At 71.8% G+C, this 14,883-nt stretch carries 14 protein-coding genes; 3 read left to right on the top strand and 11 right to left on the bottom strand.

Annotated features, from left to right (window positions below):
• Positions 1-395 precede the first annotated feature (395 nt).
• Together ACFVH5_RS40525 and ACFVH5_RS40530 are read left to right on the top strand one after the other, a co-directional pair.
• Positions 396-1,136, top strand: a complete 741-nt coding sequence (locus ACFVH5_RS40525) for an SDR family NAD(P)-dependent oxidoreductase (RefSeq protein WP_385838685.1) — start codon at positions 396-398, stop codon at positions 1,134-1,136.
• A 37-nt stretch (positions 1,137-1,173) separates the two neighbouring features.
• Positions 1,174-1,584, top strand: a complete 411-nt coding sequence (locus tag ACFVH5_RS40530) for an ester cyclase (protein WP_384814773.1) — start codon at positions 1,174-1,176, stop codon at positions 1,582-1,584.
• 102 nt (positions 1,585-1,686) lie between these two features.
• On the opposite strand, the gene ACFVH5_RS40535 is transcribed toward ACFVH5_RS40530, so the two are convergent.
• The 6 genes from ACFVH5_RS40535 to ACFVH5_RS40560 form a co-directional block, all read right to left on the bottom strand.
• Positions 1,687-2,049, bottom strand: a complete 363-nt coding sequence (locus tag ACFVH5_RS40535; protein WP_385838687.1) for a cytidine deaminase — start codon at positions 2,047-2,049, stop codon at positions 1,687-1,689.
• Between the two features lie 33 nt (positions 2,050-2,082).
• Entirely contained in the window at positions 2,083-2,442 is a 360-nt protein-coding gene (locus tag ACFVH5_RS40540) for an MmcQ/YjbR family DNA-binding protein (RefSeq protein ID WP_385838688.1), read from the bottom strand.
• Positions 2,439-3,752, bottom strand: coding sequence for a hemolysin family protein (locus tag ACFVH5_RS40545; RefSeq protein ID WP_385838689.1), 1,314 nt, complete (start codon positions 3,750-3,752; stop codon positions 2,439-2,441). Before ACFVH5_RS40545 ends, ACFVH5_RS40540 begins: the two co-directional genes overlap by 4 nt.
• The gene (ybeY, locus tag ACFVH5_RS40550) at positions 3,749-4,246 is read right to left on the bottom strand and encodes an rRNA maturation RNase YbeY (RefSeq protein ID WP_210882729.1); all 498 of its coding nucleotides are present in this window, start codon (positions 4,244-4,246) and stop codon (positions 3,749-3,751) included. The genes ACFVH5_RS40545 and ybeY overlap by 4 nt, the downstream gene beginning before the upstream one ends.
• A gap of 12 nt (positions 4,247-4,258) precedes the next feature.
• A complete protein-coding gene (locus ACFVH5_RS40555; protein ID WP_385838691.1) occupies positions 4,259-5,317 on the bottom strand; it encodes a PhoH family protein in 1,059 nt (352 codons plus the stop codon).
• A gap of 205 nt (positions 5,318-5,522) precedes the next feature.
• Positions 5,523-6,632 (bottom strand): carbohydrate kinase family protein, encoded by a 1,110-nt coding sequence (locus tag ACFVH5_RS40560; RefSeq protein WP_385838692.1) that lies wholly within the window; start codon positions 6,630-6,632, stop codon positions 5,523-5,525.
• A gap of 333 nt (positions 6,633-6,965) precedes the next feature.
• Here ACFVH5_RS40560 and ACFVH5_RS40565 point away from each other — a divergent pair, with 333 nt between their 5' ends.
• Positions 6,966-8,297 carry an MFS transporter gene (locus ACFVH5_RS40565; protein WP_385838693.1) on the top strand — a complete coding sequence of 444 codons (1,332 nt, stop codon included), beginning with the start codon at positions 6,966-6,968 and terminating at the stop codon, positions 8,295-8,297.
• Between the two features lie 17 nt (positions 8,298-8,314).
• Here ACFVH5_RS40565 and ACFVH5_RS40570 read toward each other — a convergent pair whose 3' ends face one another.
• The 5 genes from ACFVH5_RS40570 to ACFVH5_RS40590 form a co-directional block, all read right to left on the bottom strand.
• Positions 8,315-9,355: an adenosine deaminase gene (locus ACFVH5_RS40570; protein ID WP_385838694.1), complete on the bottom strand. Its 1,041-nt coding sequence runs from the start codon at positions 9,353-9,355 to the stop codon at positions 8,315-8,317.
• Positions 9,356-9,375: 20 nt separating this feature from the next.
• Positions 9,376-10,281, bottom strand: a complete 906-nt coding sequence (locus ACFVH5_RS40575) for a ribonuclease Z (protein ID WP_385838695.1) — start codon at positions 10,279-10,281, stop codon at positions 9,376-9,378.
• Between the two features lie 30 nt (positions 10,282-10,311).
• The gene (locus tag ACFVH5_RS40580) at positions 10,312-10,665 is read right to left on the bottom strand and encodes a histidine triad nucleotide-binding protein (RefSeq protein ID WP_384814796.1); all 354 of its coding nucleotides are present in this window, start codon (positions 10,663-10,665) and stop codon (positions 10,312-10,314) included.
• Positions 10,666-10,811: 146 nt separating this feature from the next.
• A complete protein-coding gene (locus ACFVH5_RS40585) occupies positions 10,812-14,081 on the bottom strand; it encodes a S41 family peptidase (protein ID WP_385838697.1) in 3,270 nt (1,089 codons plus the stop codon).
• Positions 14,082-14,161: 80 nt separating this feature from the next.
• On the bottom strand, positions 14,162-14,692 hold the full coding sequence (locus tag ACFVH5_RS40590) for a hypothetical protein (RefSeq protein WP_384814801.1): 531 nt from the start codon (positions 14,690-14,692) through the stop codon (positions 14,162-14,164).
• Positions 14,693-14,883: the final 191 nt, after the last annotated feature.

Raw genomic sequence — 14,883 nt, forward strand, 5'->3', positions numbered from 1 at the left:
GTTCCCCGCGCCCCTAAAAACGACCAACCCGCCCTCCGTCACCCGCCGCGCCTCAAAGATTGCGCCGTTCCCCGCGCCCCTAAAAACGACCAACCCGCCCTCCGTCGCCCGCCGCGCCTCAAAGATTGCGCCGTTCCCCGCGCCCCTGAAACGCCCGCCACCCGCCGTCGCCCGCGCGCGGCCGAGAGCTGGGGCGCAGCCCCGCTCCGAGGGGCGCGGGGAACTGCGCAGTCTTTTGGCTTTTAGGGGCGCGGGGAACGGCGCGGCCAGCCCCCACCGGGCCCGCAGACGGAACCCCCAACGACCGCCCACCACCCTTCCGTACCGGTCGGTGCAGAAGATGTTACAGTCCTCTTCAGTATCGATCGGTACCGAACTTTGGGAAGGTCAAAGCCATGGGGAAGCTTGAGGGCAAGACCGCAGTCGTCACCGGCGGCAGCACCGGAATCGGCCTGGCGACAGCGAGACGGCTCGCAACCGAAGGCGCGCACGTCTTCATCACCGGCCGCCGCAGGACCGAGCTGGAGAAGGCCGTCGCCACCATCGGCAACGCCACCGCGGTCCCCGGCGACGTCAGCGTCGCGGCCGACGTGGACCGCCTGTACGAGCGCGTACGGGAGCACGGCCAGGGCCTGGACGTGCTGTTCGCCAACGCCGGCATCAACCACATCGCCACCTTGGACGAACTCACCGAGGCCACCCATGACGCGATCTTCGACATCAACGTCAAGGGCACCTTCCTCACCGTGCAGAAGGCCCTCCCGCTGCTCAACGACGGCGCCTCGGTGATCCTCACCTCCTCCACCGCCGCCGAAGGAGGTGGCGCGGGCATGAGCGCCTACGGCGCGTCGAAGGCGGCCGTCCGGGCGTACGCCCGCGCCTGGGCCGACGAGCTCGGCAGCCGGGGTGTCCGGGTCAACGCGATCTCACCGGGCCCGGTGAACACCGCGATGTGGGACGCGGCTTTCGGCGACCGCGCCAAGGAGATGCTGGAGACCGTCGCGGCCGGGCTGCCCCCGAAGCGGTTCGCGGACCCGGACGAGATCGCCTCCGCGGTGGCCTTCCTCGCCTCGTCGGACAGCAGCTTCGTCTACGGCGCGAATCTCTACGTCGACGGCGGCATGAACCAGATCTGACCGAACACCCCCCGATCCGGATGACCGAGAGGCAGCCATGTCAGCTGTGCCAGCCATGTCCGACACCGAACTGCGCGACTTCTTCCAGCGCTACATCGACGCGCTCAACGCGCACGAGTTCCACCGCATGACCGAGTTCGTCCACGACGAAGTCCTGATGAACGGCCGGCCGGTCACGCGGGACGATGTCATCGCGGCCCAGACGGAACACACCGACGCGGTCCCGGACTTCACCTGGCGGGTCGAGGACCTGGCCGTCGACGGGGACCGGGTGGCGTCCCGGCTGTTCAACAGGGGTACGCCCGCGAAGGAATGGTTCGGCGTGCAGCCGACCGGCGCCACGGTGGAGTACGCGGAGTTCGCCTTCCACAAGGTGCGTGACGGCAGGTTCTACGAGATGAACTACCTGATGGACGCCCAGGCAGTCCAACAACAACTGACCCCCTGACCCCACCACCGCAAAAGATTGCGCCGTTCCCCGCGCCCCCAGATCCCCAGGGGCGCGGGGAACTGCGCGACCAGCCCCCACCGGGCCCGCAGGCGAAAACCCTCACCCCGCGGTCCGCACCGCCCGCACCACCCCGTCCGCCCCCGCGACGAACACCGGCGTAGCCGCACCGCCGAGATCCCGCACCGCCGCGAGGTCGTCGTCCGTCAGGGACGAGGACTCGCCCTCGCCGACCACAACCGCCGCCGCCTCCAAGGACGTCGCCCCGGACGCCACGGCCATCGCCACCGCGGTCCGCAGCGCGCTCAGCCGCAGGGAGGGCAGTGCGACGGTGCCCGCCACATACGTACGGCCGTTGTCGTCCCGTACGGCAGCCCCCTCGGGCACCCCGTTGCGGGCCCGGGCCGCACGGGCCAGGGTGACGATCTTGCGGTCCTCGGGTTCGAGCGCGGTGCTGTCGGTCATGCCCAGAGCATACGTAGGGCGTCGCACGGCAGCTCAGGGCCGGTCGAGCCGCAACCGCTCGGCCCGCGGCAACCCCGCCACCACCAGGTCGTACGAGTCCTCGACCAGCTCCCGGACCAGCCGCGCGGGCAGCGGGCCGTCCACGGTCACCGTGTTCCAGTGGCGCTTGTTCATGTGCCAGCCCGGAACGATCAGCCCGTCGTGCTCGCCGCGCAGCCGCACCGCGTCCTCGGGGTCGCACTTCAGGTTGACGGTGAGCGGACTGCCCTCCAGGGAGCTGAGCGCGAACATCTTCCCCAGCACCTTGAAGACGGAGGTCTCCGGGTTGAAGGGGAACTCCTCCACGGCGGCGTTGAAGGACAGACAGAGCGCGCGCAGCTCCTTCGGGGTCACTCCGGCTTCTCCTCCGGGACGTCGGCACCGGCGTCGGCCGCGACGACCGGCTCGACCAGCACCGTGACGATCTTGTTCCGGCGTCCCGCCGACGCCTCGGCCGTCAGCAGCAGTTCGCGGCCGTCGGGCAGTTCGACGACCGAGGACGCGCCGGCGATGGGCACGCGGCCGAGCGCCTTCGCGAGGAGCCCGCCGACCGTCTCCACGTCCTCGTCGTCGTACGCCTCGAAGCCGTACAGCTCGCCGAGGTCACCGATGTCGAGCCGGGCGGTCACCCGGTAGCGGTCGTCGCCGAGGTCCTGCACGGGCGGCAGCTCACGGTCGTACTCGTCGGTGATCTCGCCGACGATCTCCTCAAGGATGTCCTCGATGGTGACGATGCCGGCCGTGCCGCCGTACTCGTCGATGACGACGGCGACGTGATTGCGGTCCTGCTGCATCTCGCGCAGCAGGTCACCGGCGTTCTTCGTGTCCGGGACGAACGCGGCGGGCCGCATGGCCGTGGACACCAGCTCGCTCTCCGCGTCCCGGCTGATGTGCGTCTTGCGGGCCAGGTCCTTCAGGTACACGATCCCGACGATGTCGTCCTCGCTCTCCCCGGTGACGGGCACCCGCGAGAATCCGGAGCGCAGGGCGAGGGTCAGCGCCTGCCGGATGGTCTTGTACCGCTCGATGACCACCAGGTCGGTGCGCGGGACCATGACCTCCCGGACCAGCGTGTCGCCCAGTTCGAAGACGGAGTGCACCATGCGGCGCTCCTCGTCCTCGATGAGCGACTCCTTCTCCGCCAGGTCGACCATCGCGCGCAGCTCGGCCTCGGAGGCGAAGGGCCCGCGCCGGAAGCCCTTGCCGGGCGTGAGCGCGTTGCCGATGAGGATGAGCAGCGGCGGGACCGGTCCCATGATCCGGGCCAGGGGCAGCAGCACGTACGCCGCCGCCGTCGCCGTGTTCAGGGGGTGCTGGCGGCCGATGGTGCGCGGCGAGACCCCGACGGCGACGTACGAGACGAGGACCATCACGCCGATGGCGACGGCCAGCGCCTGCCAGGTCTCGGCGAACTCCTTCAGGCAGGCGTACGTGACGAGGGCGGCGGACGCCATCTCGCACGCGACGCGCACCAGCAGGGCCACGTTCAGATAGCGGGTCGGGTCGGCGGCGACCTGGGCGAGCTTCGCGCTGCCGCGGCGGCCGGACCGTACCGCCTCCTCGGCGCGGAAGCTGGAGACGCGGGCGAGGCCGGCCTCCGCGCAGGCGGCGAGCCAGGCGATCACGACCAGGGCGATGGCGCCCAGGACCAGTTGCGGGCTCATGAGACGGTCGGGGCCGGGGAGGGGCCTTCGAGGCCCTTCTCCGCACGCCAGCCGTCCACGATGGCGGCCTGCAGACCGAACATCTCGGCCTTCTCGTCGGGCTCCTCGTGGTCGTACCCGAGCAGGTGCAGCACTCCGTGGACGGTGAGGAGCTGGAGCTCCTCGTCCATGGAGTGCTGCGTCTCGGCGTCCTTGCCCTGCTGCTCGGCGACCTCCGGGCACAGCACGATGTCACCGAGCAGCCCCTGCGGCGGCTCCTCGTCGTCCTTCGCGGGCGGCCGGAGCTCGTCCATCGGGAACGACATGACGTCCGTGGGGCCCGGCAGGTCCATCCACTGGATGTGCAGCTGCTCCATGGCGTCGGTGTCCACGACGATCACCGAGAGCTCGGAGAGCGGGTGGATGCGCATCCGCGCGAGGGCGTAGCGGGCGATGTCGAGGATCGCCTGCTCGTCGACCTCGGTCCCGGACTCGTTGTTGACGTCGATCGACATGGTCGCGCTGGTCTACTTCCGTTTGGTACGGGCGCCCTTGTGGGTGCCGTTCTCCGTGCCGTTCTGGCTGTCGTACTTCTCGTACGCGTCGACGATACGGCCGACCAGCTTGTGCCGGACGACGTCCTGGGTCGTGAGCCGCGAGAAGTGGACGTCGTCGAGGCCCTCCAGGATGTCCTGGACCTGACGCAGACCGGACTTGGTGCCGCTCGGCAGGTCGACCTGCGTCACATCACCCGTGACCACGATCTTCGAATCGAAACCGAGCCGGGTGAGGAACATCTTCATCTGCTCGGCACTGGTGTTCTGCGCCTCGTCCAGAATGATGAAGGCGTCATTGAGCGTCCTACCCCGCATGTACGCCAGCGGCGCGACCTCGATCGTGCCCGCCGCCATCAGGCGCGGGATCGAGTCCGGGTCGAGCATGTCGTGCAGGGCGTCGTAGAGCGGGCGCAGGTAGGGGTCGATCTTGTCGTAGAGCGTGCCCGGCAGGAAGCCGAGCCGTTCCCCCGCCTCGACCGCCGGGCGGGTCAGGATGATGCGGCTGACCTGCTTGGCCTGGAGGGCCTGGACGGCCTTGGCCATGGCGAGGTAGGTCTTGCCGGTACCGGCGGGGCCGATGCCGAAGACGATGGTGTGCTTGTCTATGGCGTCGACGTACCGCTTCTGGTTGAGCGTCTTGGGGCGGATGGTGCGTCCGCGCGAGGACAGGATGTTCTGGGTGAGGACCTCGGCGGGGGTCTCCGGGCCGTCGCCCTCCCCGTTCTCAGTCGCCCGCAGCATGGCGATCGAGCGTTCCACCGCGTCCTCCGTCATCGGCTGTCCGGTGCGGAGCACCAGCATCATCTCGTCGAACAGTCGCTGGACGAGGGCCACTTCACGGGCGTCGCCGATGGCGCTGATCTCATTGCCCCGGACGTGGATGTCGGCCGCCGGGAAGGCCTTCTCGATCACGCGCAGGAGGACGTCGCCCGATCCGAGCACGGTCACCATGGGGTGCGCCGCGGGGACGGTGAACTGGGCTCGTGACTGCCCCTGCGCGGGGCTGTGAGCTGTGGGTGTCTGCGTCATGGGCCGGCTCTGTAGGCCTGCTCATCCTCCTCGGTGAGGCACGCTTGCCGGTACGGCAGCCTTGTGTCTCCAAGAGTACGTCGGGGCACCGACAACACCGTAGGACTTTTCCGCCGCACCTGTGGCACCAGGGGCGGCCCCGGGTGCCGGCCCCCGTCCTCCGTCTCGCGTGCCCTGTCCCCCGTCCGGCCACCCGCATCCGGTGTCACGCGGATCTGCGGAATCCGATCGTCGGTACGGCCCGTCTCAGGGGCCAGGCCCGGGCGCTCTCCGGAAGCAGCGGTTCCAGGAAGGCGTACCGGCCGAGCGCCGCGGGGTCCTGATGGTCGTAGGACTGCACGCGGCGCCACCAGGCGGCGATCTCCGACCAGCCGGGCGCGGACAGCGAGCCGCCGAACTCCTGGACCGACAGCGCCGCGGTGAGCCCCGCGAAGGCGAGGCGGTCGGCGAGCGGCCAGCCGGCGAGCGTGCCCGTCACGAACCCCGCCACGAAGACGTCCCCCGCACCGGTCGGATCCATCGCCTCGACCTCGATGGCCGGAACCTCCGCGGTCTCACCGGTCCTGCGGTCCACGGCGTACGCTCCCTCGGCACCCAGCGTGACGACGGCGAGCGGTACGTGCTCGGTGAGCGCGTGCGCGGCGGCGCGGGGACATGAGGCGCCGGTGTACCGCATGGCTTCCTCGGCGTTCGGCAGGAACGCCTCGCAGTGCCGCAGGTCGGCGAGCCCGGCGAGGTCCCAGCGGCCCGTGTCGTCCCAGCCCACGTCGGCGAAGATCCGGGTGCCCCGCTCCGCCGCCCCGGCGATCCAGTGCGCGCTCGTGCCCGGCGTCAGCGAGGCGACGGCCGCCCGCGCGCGGGGCGAGCAGTCGGGCGCGGGCTCCTCCGGGGGCGGCTCGTGGCCGTGGCTGACCATGGTCCGCTCGCCCTCGTACGCCATCGAGACGGTCACCGGGGAGTGCCAGCCGGGCGCGGTGCGGGACGCGGAGAGGTCGATGCGTTCGCCCTGCTCCAGGGCGTCCCAGCAGTACTCGCCGTAGTGGTCGTCCCCGAAGGCCGCGGCGAGCGAGGTCTTCAGGCCGAGCCTGGCCAGCGCGGTCGCCATGTTCGCGACGCCGCCGGGGCTGGACCCCATGCCGCGGGCCCAGGACTCGGTCCCGCGGACGGGGGCGGAGTCGAGTCCGGTGAAGATGATGTCGAGGAAGACGGTGCCGGTGAGGTAGACGTCCCAGGGCGGGTCGTCGGAGCGGCGCAGTTCGGCGAGTGGGTCGAACTGGGCCTGTCGGTACGGTCCCTTCCCGTTGGACGCGGTCACGGTGCGCTCCCCTGAGTGGTGCGGATTCAGGCCAGTGTGCACCAAACGCTCTTCAGGGCGGGGAGGGTCACGCCGGGCCCTCGCGTCCCGTCGGCCACAGGCCGGTTCCCGCTCTCGTCCAGGCTCCGGTTCAGGCTCAGGACGGGTCGAAATCGCGCTCTGTTACCCGGGCCGCCATCTCCCAAACAACAAGTGGTCCAGATCACACCTTCTCCCTTATCGAATCCACCCTTCCGCTTGATACAAATTGCCCGCGCGTTCCTGTCCGTCGACGGCCGCACCAACTCCCCTTCGCATGGCCCCCCTTTCCGTCCGCACGCCCAGGGAACGCCCGTGTCCGCCCGCACCACCGCTCCGTCCTGGCCCCTCGTCGCCCTTTTCACGGCGGGCTATCTGGCCCCGTACCTGCTGCCCACCACCGTCGGCAGACTCGACGCGGCCCTCCCCCTCTCCGCCACCCAGGCCGGTGCCGTCGGCAGTCTGCTGCTGCTCAGCTCGGCCGCGGCGGGTTTCGCCCTCGCCTCCCGGATCCACCGGCTGGGCGCCCGGCGGCTGGCCCGCGCGGGTCTGCTGCTCGCCGTGCTCGGCTACGGCACGGCCGCGCTGTCGACCAGCGTGCCCGTCGTCATCGCCGGCGCGCTCGTCGGCGGCCTCGGCTCCGGTACGGCCACCACGGTCGCCGCGGCCGGTACGGCCGCCCGGCGCGACCCCCACCGCACCACGACCCTCGGTCTGCTGAGCGTCTCCGCCCTCGCGGCGACCGTCTATCTGACGGTCCCCCACCTGGGCCCGGGCCACGGCCTGCCCCTCGCGGCGGTCGCGCTCACCGCGGCCCTCGTATGGCCCGCGACGGCCCAGCTGCCCACCGGCTCCGGTGCGGCCGGGGCGACCGCCCACCGCCCCGCTGCGACGCCTCCGCCCCCGCTGCCGTACCGCCGGCCCGGCCTGGTGCTCGCCGCGGCCATGCTCTGCTGGTCCCTGGCCCAGAACTCCCTCTGGGGCGTCAGCAGCCACATCGGGACCCGGCAGGCGGGCCTGGGCGAGGCGACGGTCGGGGTGGTCTTCGCGGCGGCGCTCGGCGCGGGCCTGCTCGGCGTGCTGTGCGCGGGTGCGCTGGGACCCCGGATCGGCCGGGCGCTGCCCGTCGGCGCGGGCACCGTCCTGATCGCGGTCTGCATCGTGGTCAGCGCGGGCGCGGACGGTCTGACGAGCTTCGCCGTGGGCGAGATCGCCTGGAACGCCCTCTACCCGGTGGTCCTCTCCTACCTGATCAGCCTGGCCGCGTCGCTCGACCCGCACGGCCGCTGGGCCGTTCTGGCGGGCTCGGCGTCCTCGCTCGGCACGGCGTGCGGCCCCCTGGCGGGCAGCCTGCTGTCGGCCGCGGCGGGCTATCCCGCGATGGGCTGGGTCCTCGCGACGGCTCTGCTCCTGCTGGCCGTACCACTGGCCGCGGTGGCCGTACGCACCACGGGCGGCCCGGTGCTCCGGGGCCCGGAACCGGTCCTGCGCGGCGGCCCCGTGGAGCAGCCGGTGCACCAGGTACAGCACCCCGTGGAGCAGCCGGTGGTGGAGATCACCGTGGACCACCCGCAGCCCGCGCGGCAGGAGTTCGACACGGCGGGCCCCCAGAACTCGGGCACGTCACCGTCGGCGCCCGCGCCCTGAACGACCACCCACCACGGTCAGGCTCCGAACTCGTACGCCTCCACCTCGGCGAGGTACCGGGCCCGTCGTTCCTCGTCGTGTTCGAGGAACGACGCGGTGAACGAGTTCCGGGCCAGCTCACGCAGCCGCTCGGGGGCGAGCCCGAGGGCCTCCCGCACGGCGTCGAAGGTGTCCCCGGCGTACCCGCCGAAGTACGCGGGATCGTCGGAGTTGACCGTGCACAGCAGTCCCGCGTCGAGCATCGCGGGCAGCGGGTGCTCCGCCAGTACGTCGACGGCCCTCAGCCGTACGTTGGACAGGGGGCACAGCGTCAGCGGCACCTGCTCCCGCACCAGCCGGGCCACCAGCTCCGGGTCCTCCATGCAGCGCAGTCCGTGGTCGATCCGCTCGACCCCGAGCACGTCCAGCGCCTCGGTGACGTACGCTGGCGGCCCCTCCTCGCCCGCGTGCGCGACCCGTCGCAGACCGAGCGCGGCGGCGGCCTCGTACACCTCGCGGAACTTCGCCGGCGGGTGCCCGACCTCGGCGGAGTCGAGGCCGACGCCGACGATCGGTCCGCCCGGCGCCAGGTACGGCTTCGCGGCCTCCAGGGTCTCCATCGCGGACCCGGCGGACTCGTCCCGCAGGAAGCACATGATCAGCTGGGTGGAGATGCCGTGCACGGCCTCTCCCCCACTCTCGGCTTCGCTCGAGCGGGGGGACCCCCATCGGTCGAGCGCCCTCCCGAGCCCTTCCACCACCGTTCCGATGCCGACGCCCCGCGCGAGGTGCGCCTGCGGGTCGAAGAAGATCTCCGCGTGCCGCACTCCCTGGGCGGCGGCGCGCGCGAGATACGCGTCGGCGAGGTCCGCGAAGTCGTCCTCGGTCCGCAGCACGGCCATGAGCCCGTAGTACAGGTTCAGGAACGACTGCAGATCGGCGAACTCGTACGCCTTGCGCAGCTCGTCCGTGTCCGCGTACGGCAGCGTGATCCCGTTGCGGGCCGCCAGGGCGAAAGCCAGCTCGGGCTCCAGCGTGCCTTCGATGTGCAGGTGCAGTTCAGCTTTGGGGAGGGGCATCGAAGCATGGTACGGGTGTTTCACCGACGCTTCGGAACCGGCACCCTCAGCAGATCGTGCGCCACGGTCAGCTCCCCCTCGAACCCGGCGGCCCGCGCCTGCCGCTCGAACTCCTCCGGATCGGAGTACCGCTGGCTGAAGTGCGTGAGCACCAGATGCCGTACGCCCGCGTCCCGCGCCACGGTGGCCGCCTGCCCGGCGGTCAGGTGCCCGTGATCGACGGCGAGCCGCTCGTCCCCATCCAGAAAGGTCGACTCGATGACGAGCAGGTCGCAGCCCTCGGCGAGCGCGTACACCCCGTCGCACAGCCGGGTGTCCATGACGAACGCGAACCGCTGCCCGCGCCGCACCTCACTGACGTCGTCGAGCAGGACGTCCCCGAGGACCCCCTCCCGCTGGATCCGCCCCACGTCCGGGCCCTTGATCCCGTGCGCGGCGAGCCGGTCGCCCAGCATCCGCCGCCCGTCGGGCTCGACGAGCCGGTACCCGTACGACTCGACGGGATGCGACAGCTTCCGCGCCTCCAGCGTGTACGCCGTCGAGGTGGCGAGCACCCCGTCGGAGTCCACCGGAGCCTCGGTGAGCGCGGCCGTCTCGCGGTAGGCGGTCGCGTACCGCAGCCGGTCGAAGAACTTCTGCCCGGAGCGCGGGTAGTGCGCGCTGATCTCGTGCGGCACCCGGTCGAGGTTGATCCGCTGGATCACCCCGGCCAGGCCCAGCGAGTGGTCGCCGTGGAAGTGCGTGACGCAGATCCGGTGCAGGTCGTGCGCGGCCACCCCGGCCCGCAGCATCTGCCGCTGCGTGCCCTCGCCGGGATCGAAGAGGATGCCCTCGCCGTCCCAGCGCAGCAGATAGCCGTTGTGGTTGCGGTGCCGGGTGGGAACCTGGCTGGCGGTCCCGAGGACCACCAATTCACGTACGGACACGTCGAGTTATCCGGCTTCTTCGCTGTCCGACTATCCGGGGGGCCACTGCAGACCGCGACCGCCCAGTACATGGGCGTGCGCGTGGAAGACGGTCTGCCCGGCTCCACTCCCCGTGTTGAAGACGAGACGGTAGCTGTCGAGCTTCTCCTCGGCGGCGACCTCACCGGCCTCGCGCACGACGTCGGCGAGGATCGCCGGTTCGGCGGCGGCGAGGGAGGCGGCGTCCGGGTGATGGACCTTCGGGATCACCAGGATGTGGGTGGGCGCCTGCGGATTTATGTCCCGGAAGGCCAGAGTCGTCCCGGTCTCGCGAACGACGGTCGCCGGGATCTTCCCCCCGACGATCTTGCAGAACAGACAGTCGTCCTGCGGTTCCCCTGCCATCACAGCCTCCTCGGCCCGAGTTGATCGATGCCCCGGCATGGTACCGAGGGAGGGTGCCCCTGAAGGGGCGCCCCTTCAGGGGCGCGGGGAACTGCGCGACCAGCCCCCACGCACCCGCACCCGCACCCGCACCCGACGAACCCCCGTCACGCCCCCGGCAACTCCGGAGCCACCTTCGACGGGTTGTCGGCGAGCGCCGCCAGCGCGATCCGGACGGCCTCGTCAAGCTGAACATCCCGCCCGGCGGCGTAATCCTGAGGAGCCTGGACGACCTCGACGTCAGGGTCGACGCCATGGTTCTCCACCCCCCACTCGTACCCCTCGAGCCAGAACGCGTACTTGGGCTGGGTGACCAGCGTCCCGTCGACCAGCCGGTACCGGCTGTCGATCCCGACGACCCCGCCCCACGTGCGCGTACCCACGACGGGCCCGATCCCCAGCGCCTTGATCGCCGCGTTCACGATGTCCCCGTCCGACCCGGAGAACTCGTTGGCGACGGCCACGACGGGCCCGCGAGGCGCGTCCTCGGGGTAACTCGTCGGCCGCATCCCGCGCGCGAGGTCCCAGCCGACGATCCGCCGGGCGAGCTTCTCGACGACGAGCTGCGAAGTGTGCCCGCCACGGTTCTCGCGGACGTCCACGACGAGCCCCTCCCGCGCCACCTCGATCCGCAGATCGCGGTGGATCTGCGCCCAGCCGGGCGCCTGCATGTCGGGCACGTGCAGATAGCCGAGCCGTCCGCCGGACTTCTCGTGCACGTAGGCACGCCTGTCGGCGACCCACGCGTGGTAGCGCAGCGGCTCCTCGTCGGACATCGGCACGACCACCGCGTGCCGCGGATCGCCGCCGCCCGCCGGGGAGATTGTCAGCTCGACGGGCTTGCCGGCCGTGCCGACGAGCAGCGGCCAGGGTCCCGCGACCGGGTCGACGGGCTGCCCGGAGACGGCCACGATCGCGTCGCCCGCGCGGACCGCGACCCCGGGTGCGGCGAGCGGCGACTGCGCGTCGGGGTCGGAGGTCTCCGACGGCAGGATGCGGTCGATACGCCACAGCGGCGCCCCCTGCGGGCCGTCCTCGTGGCGGGAGATGTCGGCGCCGAGCAGCCCCTGCCGTTCCCCGTGCCCGAATCCGCCGCGCGGCATGACGTACGCGTGCGAGGTGCCGAGTTCGCCCTGCACCTCCCAGAGGAGGTCGACCAGGTCGTCGTGGGTGGCGACCCGTTCGAGGACCGGCCGGTAGCGGTCCAGTACGCCGTCCCAGTCGGTGCCGCCCAGGTCGGGCCGCCAGAAGTTGTCGCGCATGAGGCGGCCGGTCTCGTCGTACATCTGGCGCCACTCGGCGGCCGGGTCGACGCTCTGGCGGATGCGCGACAGGTCGACGGTGATGTTGGTGTCGCTCTCGTCGTCGTTCGAGGCGCGCCGGTCGCTCGGTACGACCTTCAGTTTGCTGTCGGTCCAGAGGAGGATCCGCTTGCCGTCGCCGGTGACCATGAAGCCGTCGGCGTCCGAGGCGAGGTGCTCGATGCGCTGCTGCGCGAGGTCGTAACGCTCCAGGTCGGTCTTGGGGTCCGGGTCGTCGGGGGTGGCGCGGGAGGCGCCCAGCACACCGCGCACGGGGTGCCGCAGCCACAGCAGCCCGTCCTTGGCGGCGCGCAGCCCGGTGTAGCGGGCGGCCTCGACGGGGAACGGCACGATGCGGTCGCCGAGCCCTTCGAGGTCGATCCGGGTGGCCGGGGAGCCCTCGCTGTCGGGCGTCTCGTCCTTGTCGGGGGCCTCGAAGGGCCGCCCGTGCCGCTGGGGTCCGAAGGGCGAGGGGGTGGTGGCGGCGAGGGTGATGAGGTGCGGCCGGGAGCCCCCGACGAAGGCGAGGTCGAAGACGTGCTCGTCGTAGACGGGGTCGAAGGACCGCGCGGACAGGAAGGCCAGGTGCTTCCCGTCGAGGGTGAACGCGGGCGCGTAGTCGCGGAATCGCAGCGGTGTCGCCTCGGTCACCGACAGGTCGGCGGTGTTGGCGAGCTTGAGCTGGCGCAGCGGGCGCGGGCCGGGGTGCGACCAGGCCAGCCAGGCCGAGTCGGGTGAGAAGACGAGCCCGGAGACCTCACCGTCCTCGCTGCGGTCGACCTCGCGGACCTCGCCGGTCTCGCGTTCGACGAGCAGGACGCGTCCGTCGTGCGAGGCGACCGCGGCCCGGCTGCCGTCGGGCGCCATCGCGAGTCCGAGGACGCGGCCGAGCTGTCCGGCGGCGAGCCTGCGCGGGGTCGCGCCGGGTGCCACGCCGGTCGCCGGGGCGAACTCCAGGGCGTCGTCGCCCTCCGCGTCGGTCGCCCACACCACGTGTTCCTCGCCGTCGGCGCGGAAGGTGCGGGGCAGCCTGGCCCGTACGCCCTGTTCGGCGGCGAGCGCGCGGGCGGGTCCCGAGCGGTGGGTGACCCAGTGGACGGCTCCGCGCACGGCGACCGCGCTGCCGCGTCCGGTGTGGTCGGGGGCGGCGGCGCCGAACCAGCGGGCGGCGTTCACGGGATGGGGCTGCAGGTCGACGCGCTGTCCGCCGAGCCGGATGTCGAGCCGGCGCGGCTCGGCCCCGTCGAGGTCGTCGAGGATCCACAGCTCACCGGCGGACGCGTACACGACGCGGGTTCCGTCGGTGGAGGCGTGCCGGGCGTAGAAGCCCTCGATCCCGGTGTGCCGCCGCAGGTCCGACCCGTCGGCGAGGGACGAGTACACGGCTCCCACGCCTTCGTGGTCGGAGAGGAAGACGACCCGCTCCCCGACCCACGAGGGGTATTCGAGGTTCCCGTCGAGATCGGCGTGCAGCCGTACGAACTCGCCGCGCTCACCCTCCCCTTCGCTCGCCCGGTCGATCCACAGCTTGCCCGCGGTGCCGCCCCGGTAGCGCTTCCACCAGGCGGCCTCGCGGCCCATGGGCGCGGACAGCAGTACGGTGCCGCCGGGGCCGTGGGCCACATCACCGACGGGCCCGTACGGGAGGGTGGTCGCGGGTCCGCCGTCGAGCGGGATCTCGCGGGCCCAGCTGCGGCGCAGGCTCGCCTGGCCCTGCGTGCTGAGCGCGAGCACCTGCCCCTCGGGGGTCCAGCCGCGCACCTGGGTCTTCCAACTGCCCCAGTACGTCAGGCGTTTGGCGGGGCCTCCGTCGACGGGGGCAATGTGCACCTCGGGGGCGCCGTCGCTGGTCGAGGTCCAGGCGACGGTCGCGCCGTCCGGGGAGATCCGTGGATGGTTCACGGGAACGTTGTCGGCACTGACCCGCCAGGCACGGCCGCCGTCGAGCGGCGCCACCCAGACGTCGTCCTCGGCGGTGAAGGCGATCAACTCACCGTGCAGGTGCGGATACCGGAGATACGCGGAGGTCGCGGCGGATGCGGCGGATGCGGATGCGGCGGATGCAGGCTGTGTCACCCGATCACCCTATGCAGCCGTCCCCGGCCGCGACCAGAGCTTTCGATCACTTCCCCGGGCCGGCCGCTTCGTCGCATTGATCACTTTCCCGAGATGCAGGAGCAACTCGGGTTCGGATACACGGTCACGGTCCGGGTGACGGTGACGGTCGCCCCCGGCTGGTCGGGCGGCGGGGTCGTCGGGTTGTTGGCGGGCGGCGTATTCGCCTGGCAATTGCCGAGGACGTTCAGCCGGAACACCTCCTTGCCGCCCACCGTCGCGGTGAGATCGCCGCGTACGCAGGTGCCGTTGACCTCCTGGGTCACCTGGCCCTTGATGCTGATGTCCTGGCCGTCCTTGGTCTCGCCCGTGCAGTCGACGGACGCCACGCTGTGGACGCTCGCCGAGGGAGTGGGTTCGCCCTTGTCGCCGTACGAGGCGGTGCAGGTGAGCCACTGCACGTCGATGCCCCGCTTCTCCAGCTCGCTCGTGCCCTTCTGGTCGGTGGTGATCGCGACGGCCGCGGTGTTCAGGCCGTCGCCCGGTTCACACGCGACCAGCGCGAACACGGCCGAGACGGCGGTCAGTGCGATCGCCGGGCCGCGGTGCCGTATACGCCTCAGTGCCCCCATGCACGGCAGCGTGCCACCGCCGGCGCCCCCGCGGTAGCCCCCATGCGGCCACGCTCACCCTCCCGGGGGACGCGGCCCCCGAACCCCCGCGGCACGACTCACTGCCGGCTGCGGGCCGACGGGGGCTGGCCGCGCAGTTCCCCGCGCCCCTGAGCGCCTGGCGGCGCGGCGGTTTGGGGGGCGCGGGTAAC

The sequence above is a fragment of the Streptomyces sp. NPDC127119 genome (assembly GCF_042677425.1).
Lineage (GTDB): Bacteria > Actinomycetota > Actinomycetes > Streptomycetales > Streptomycetaceae > Streptomyces.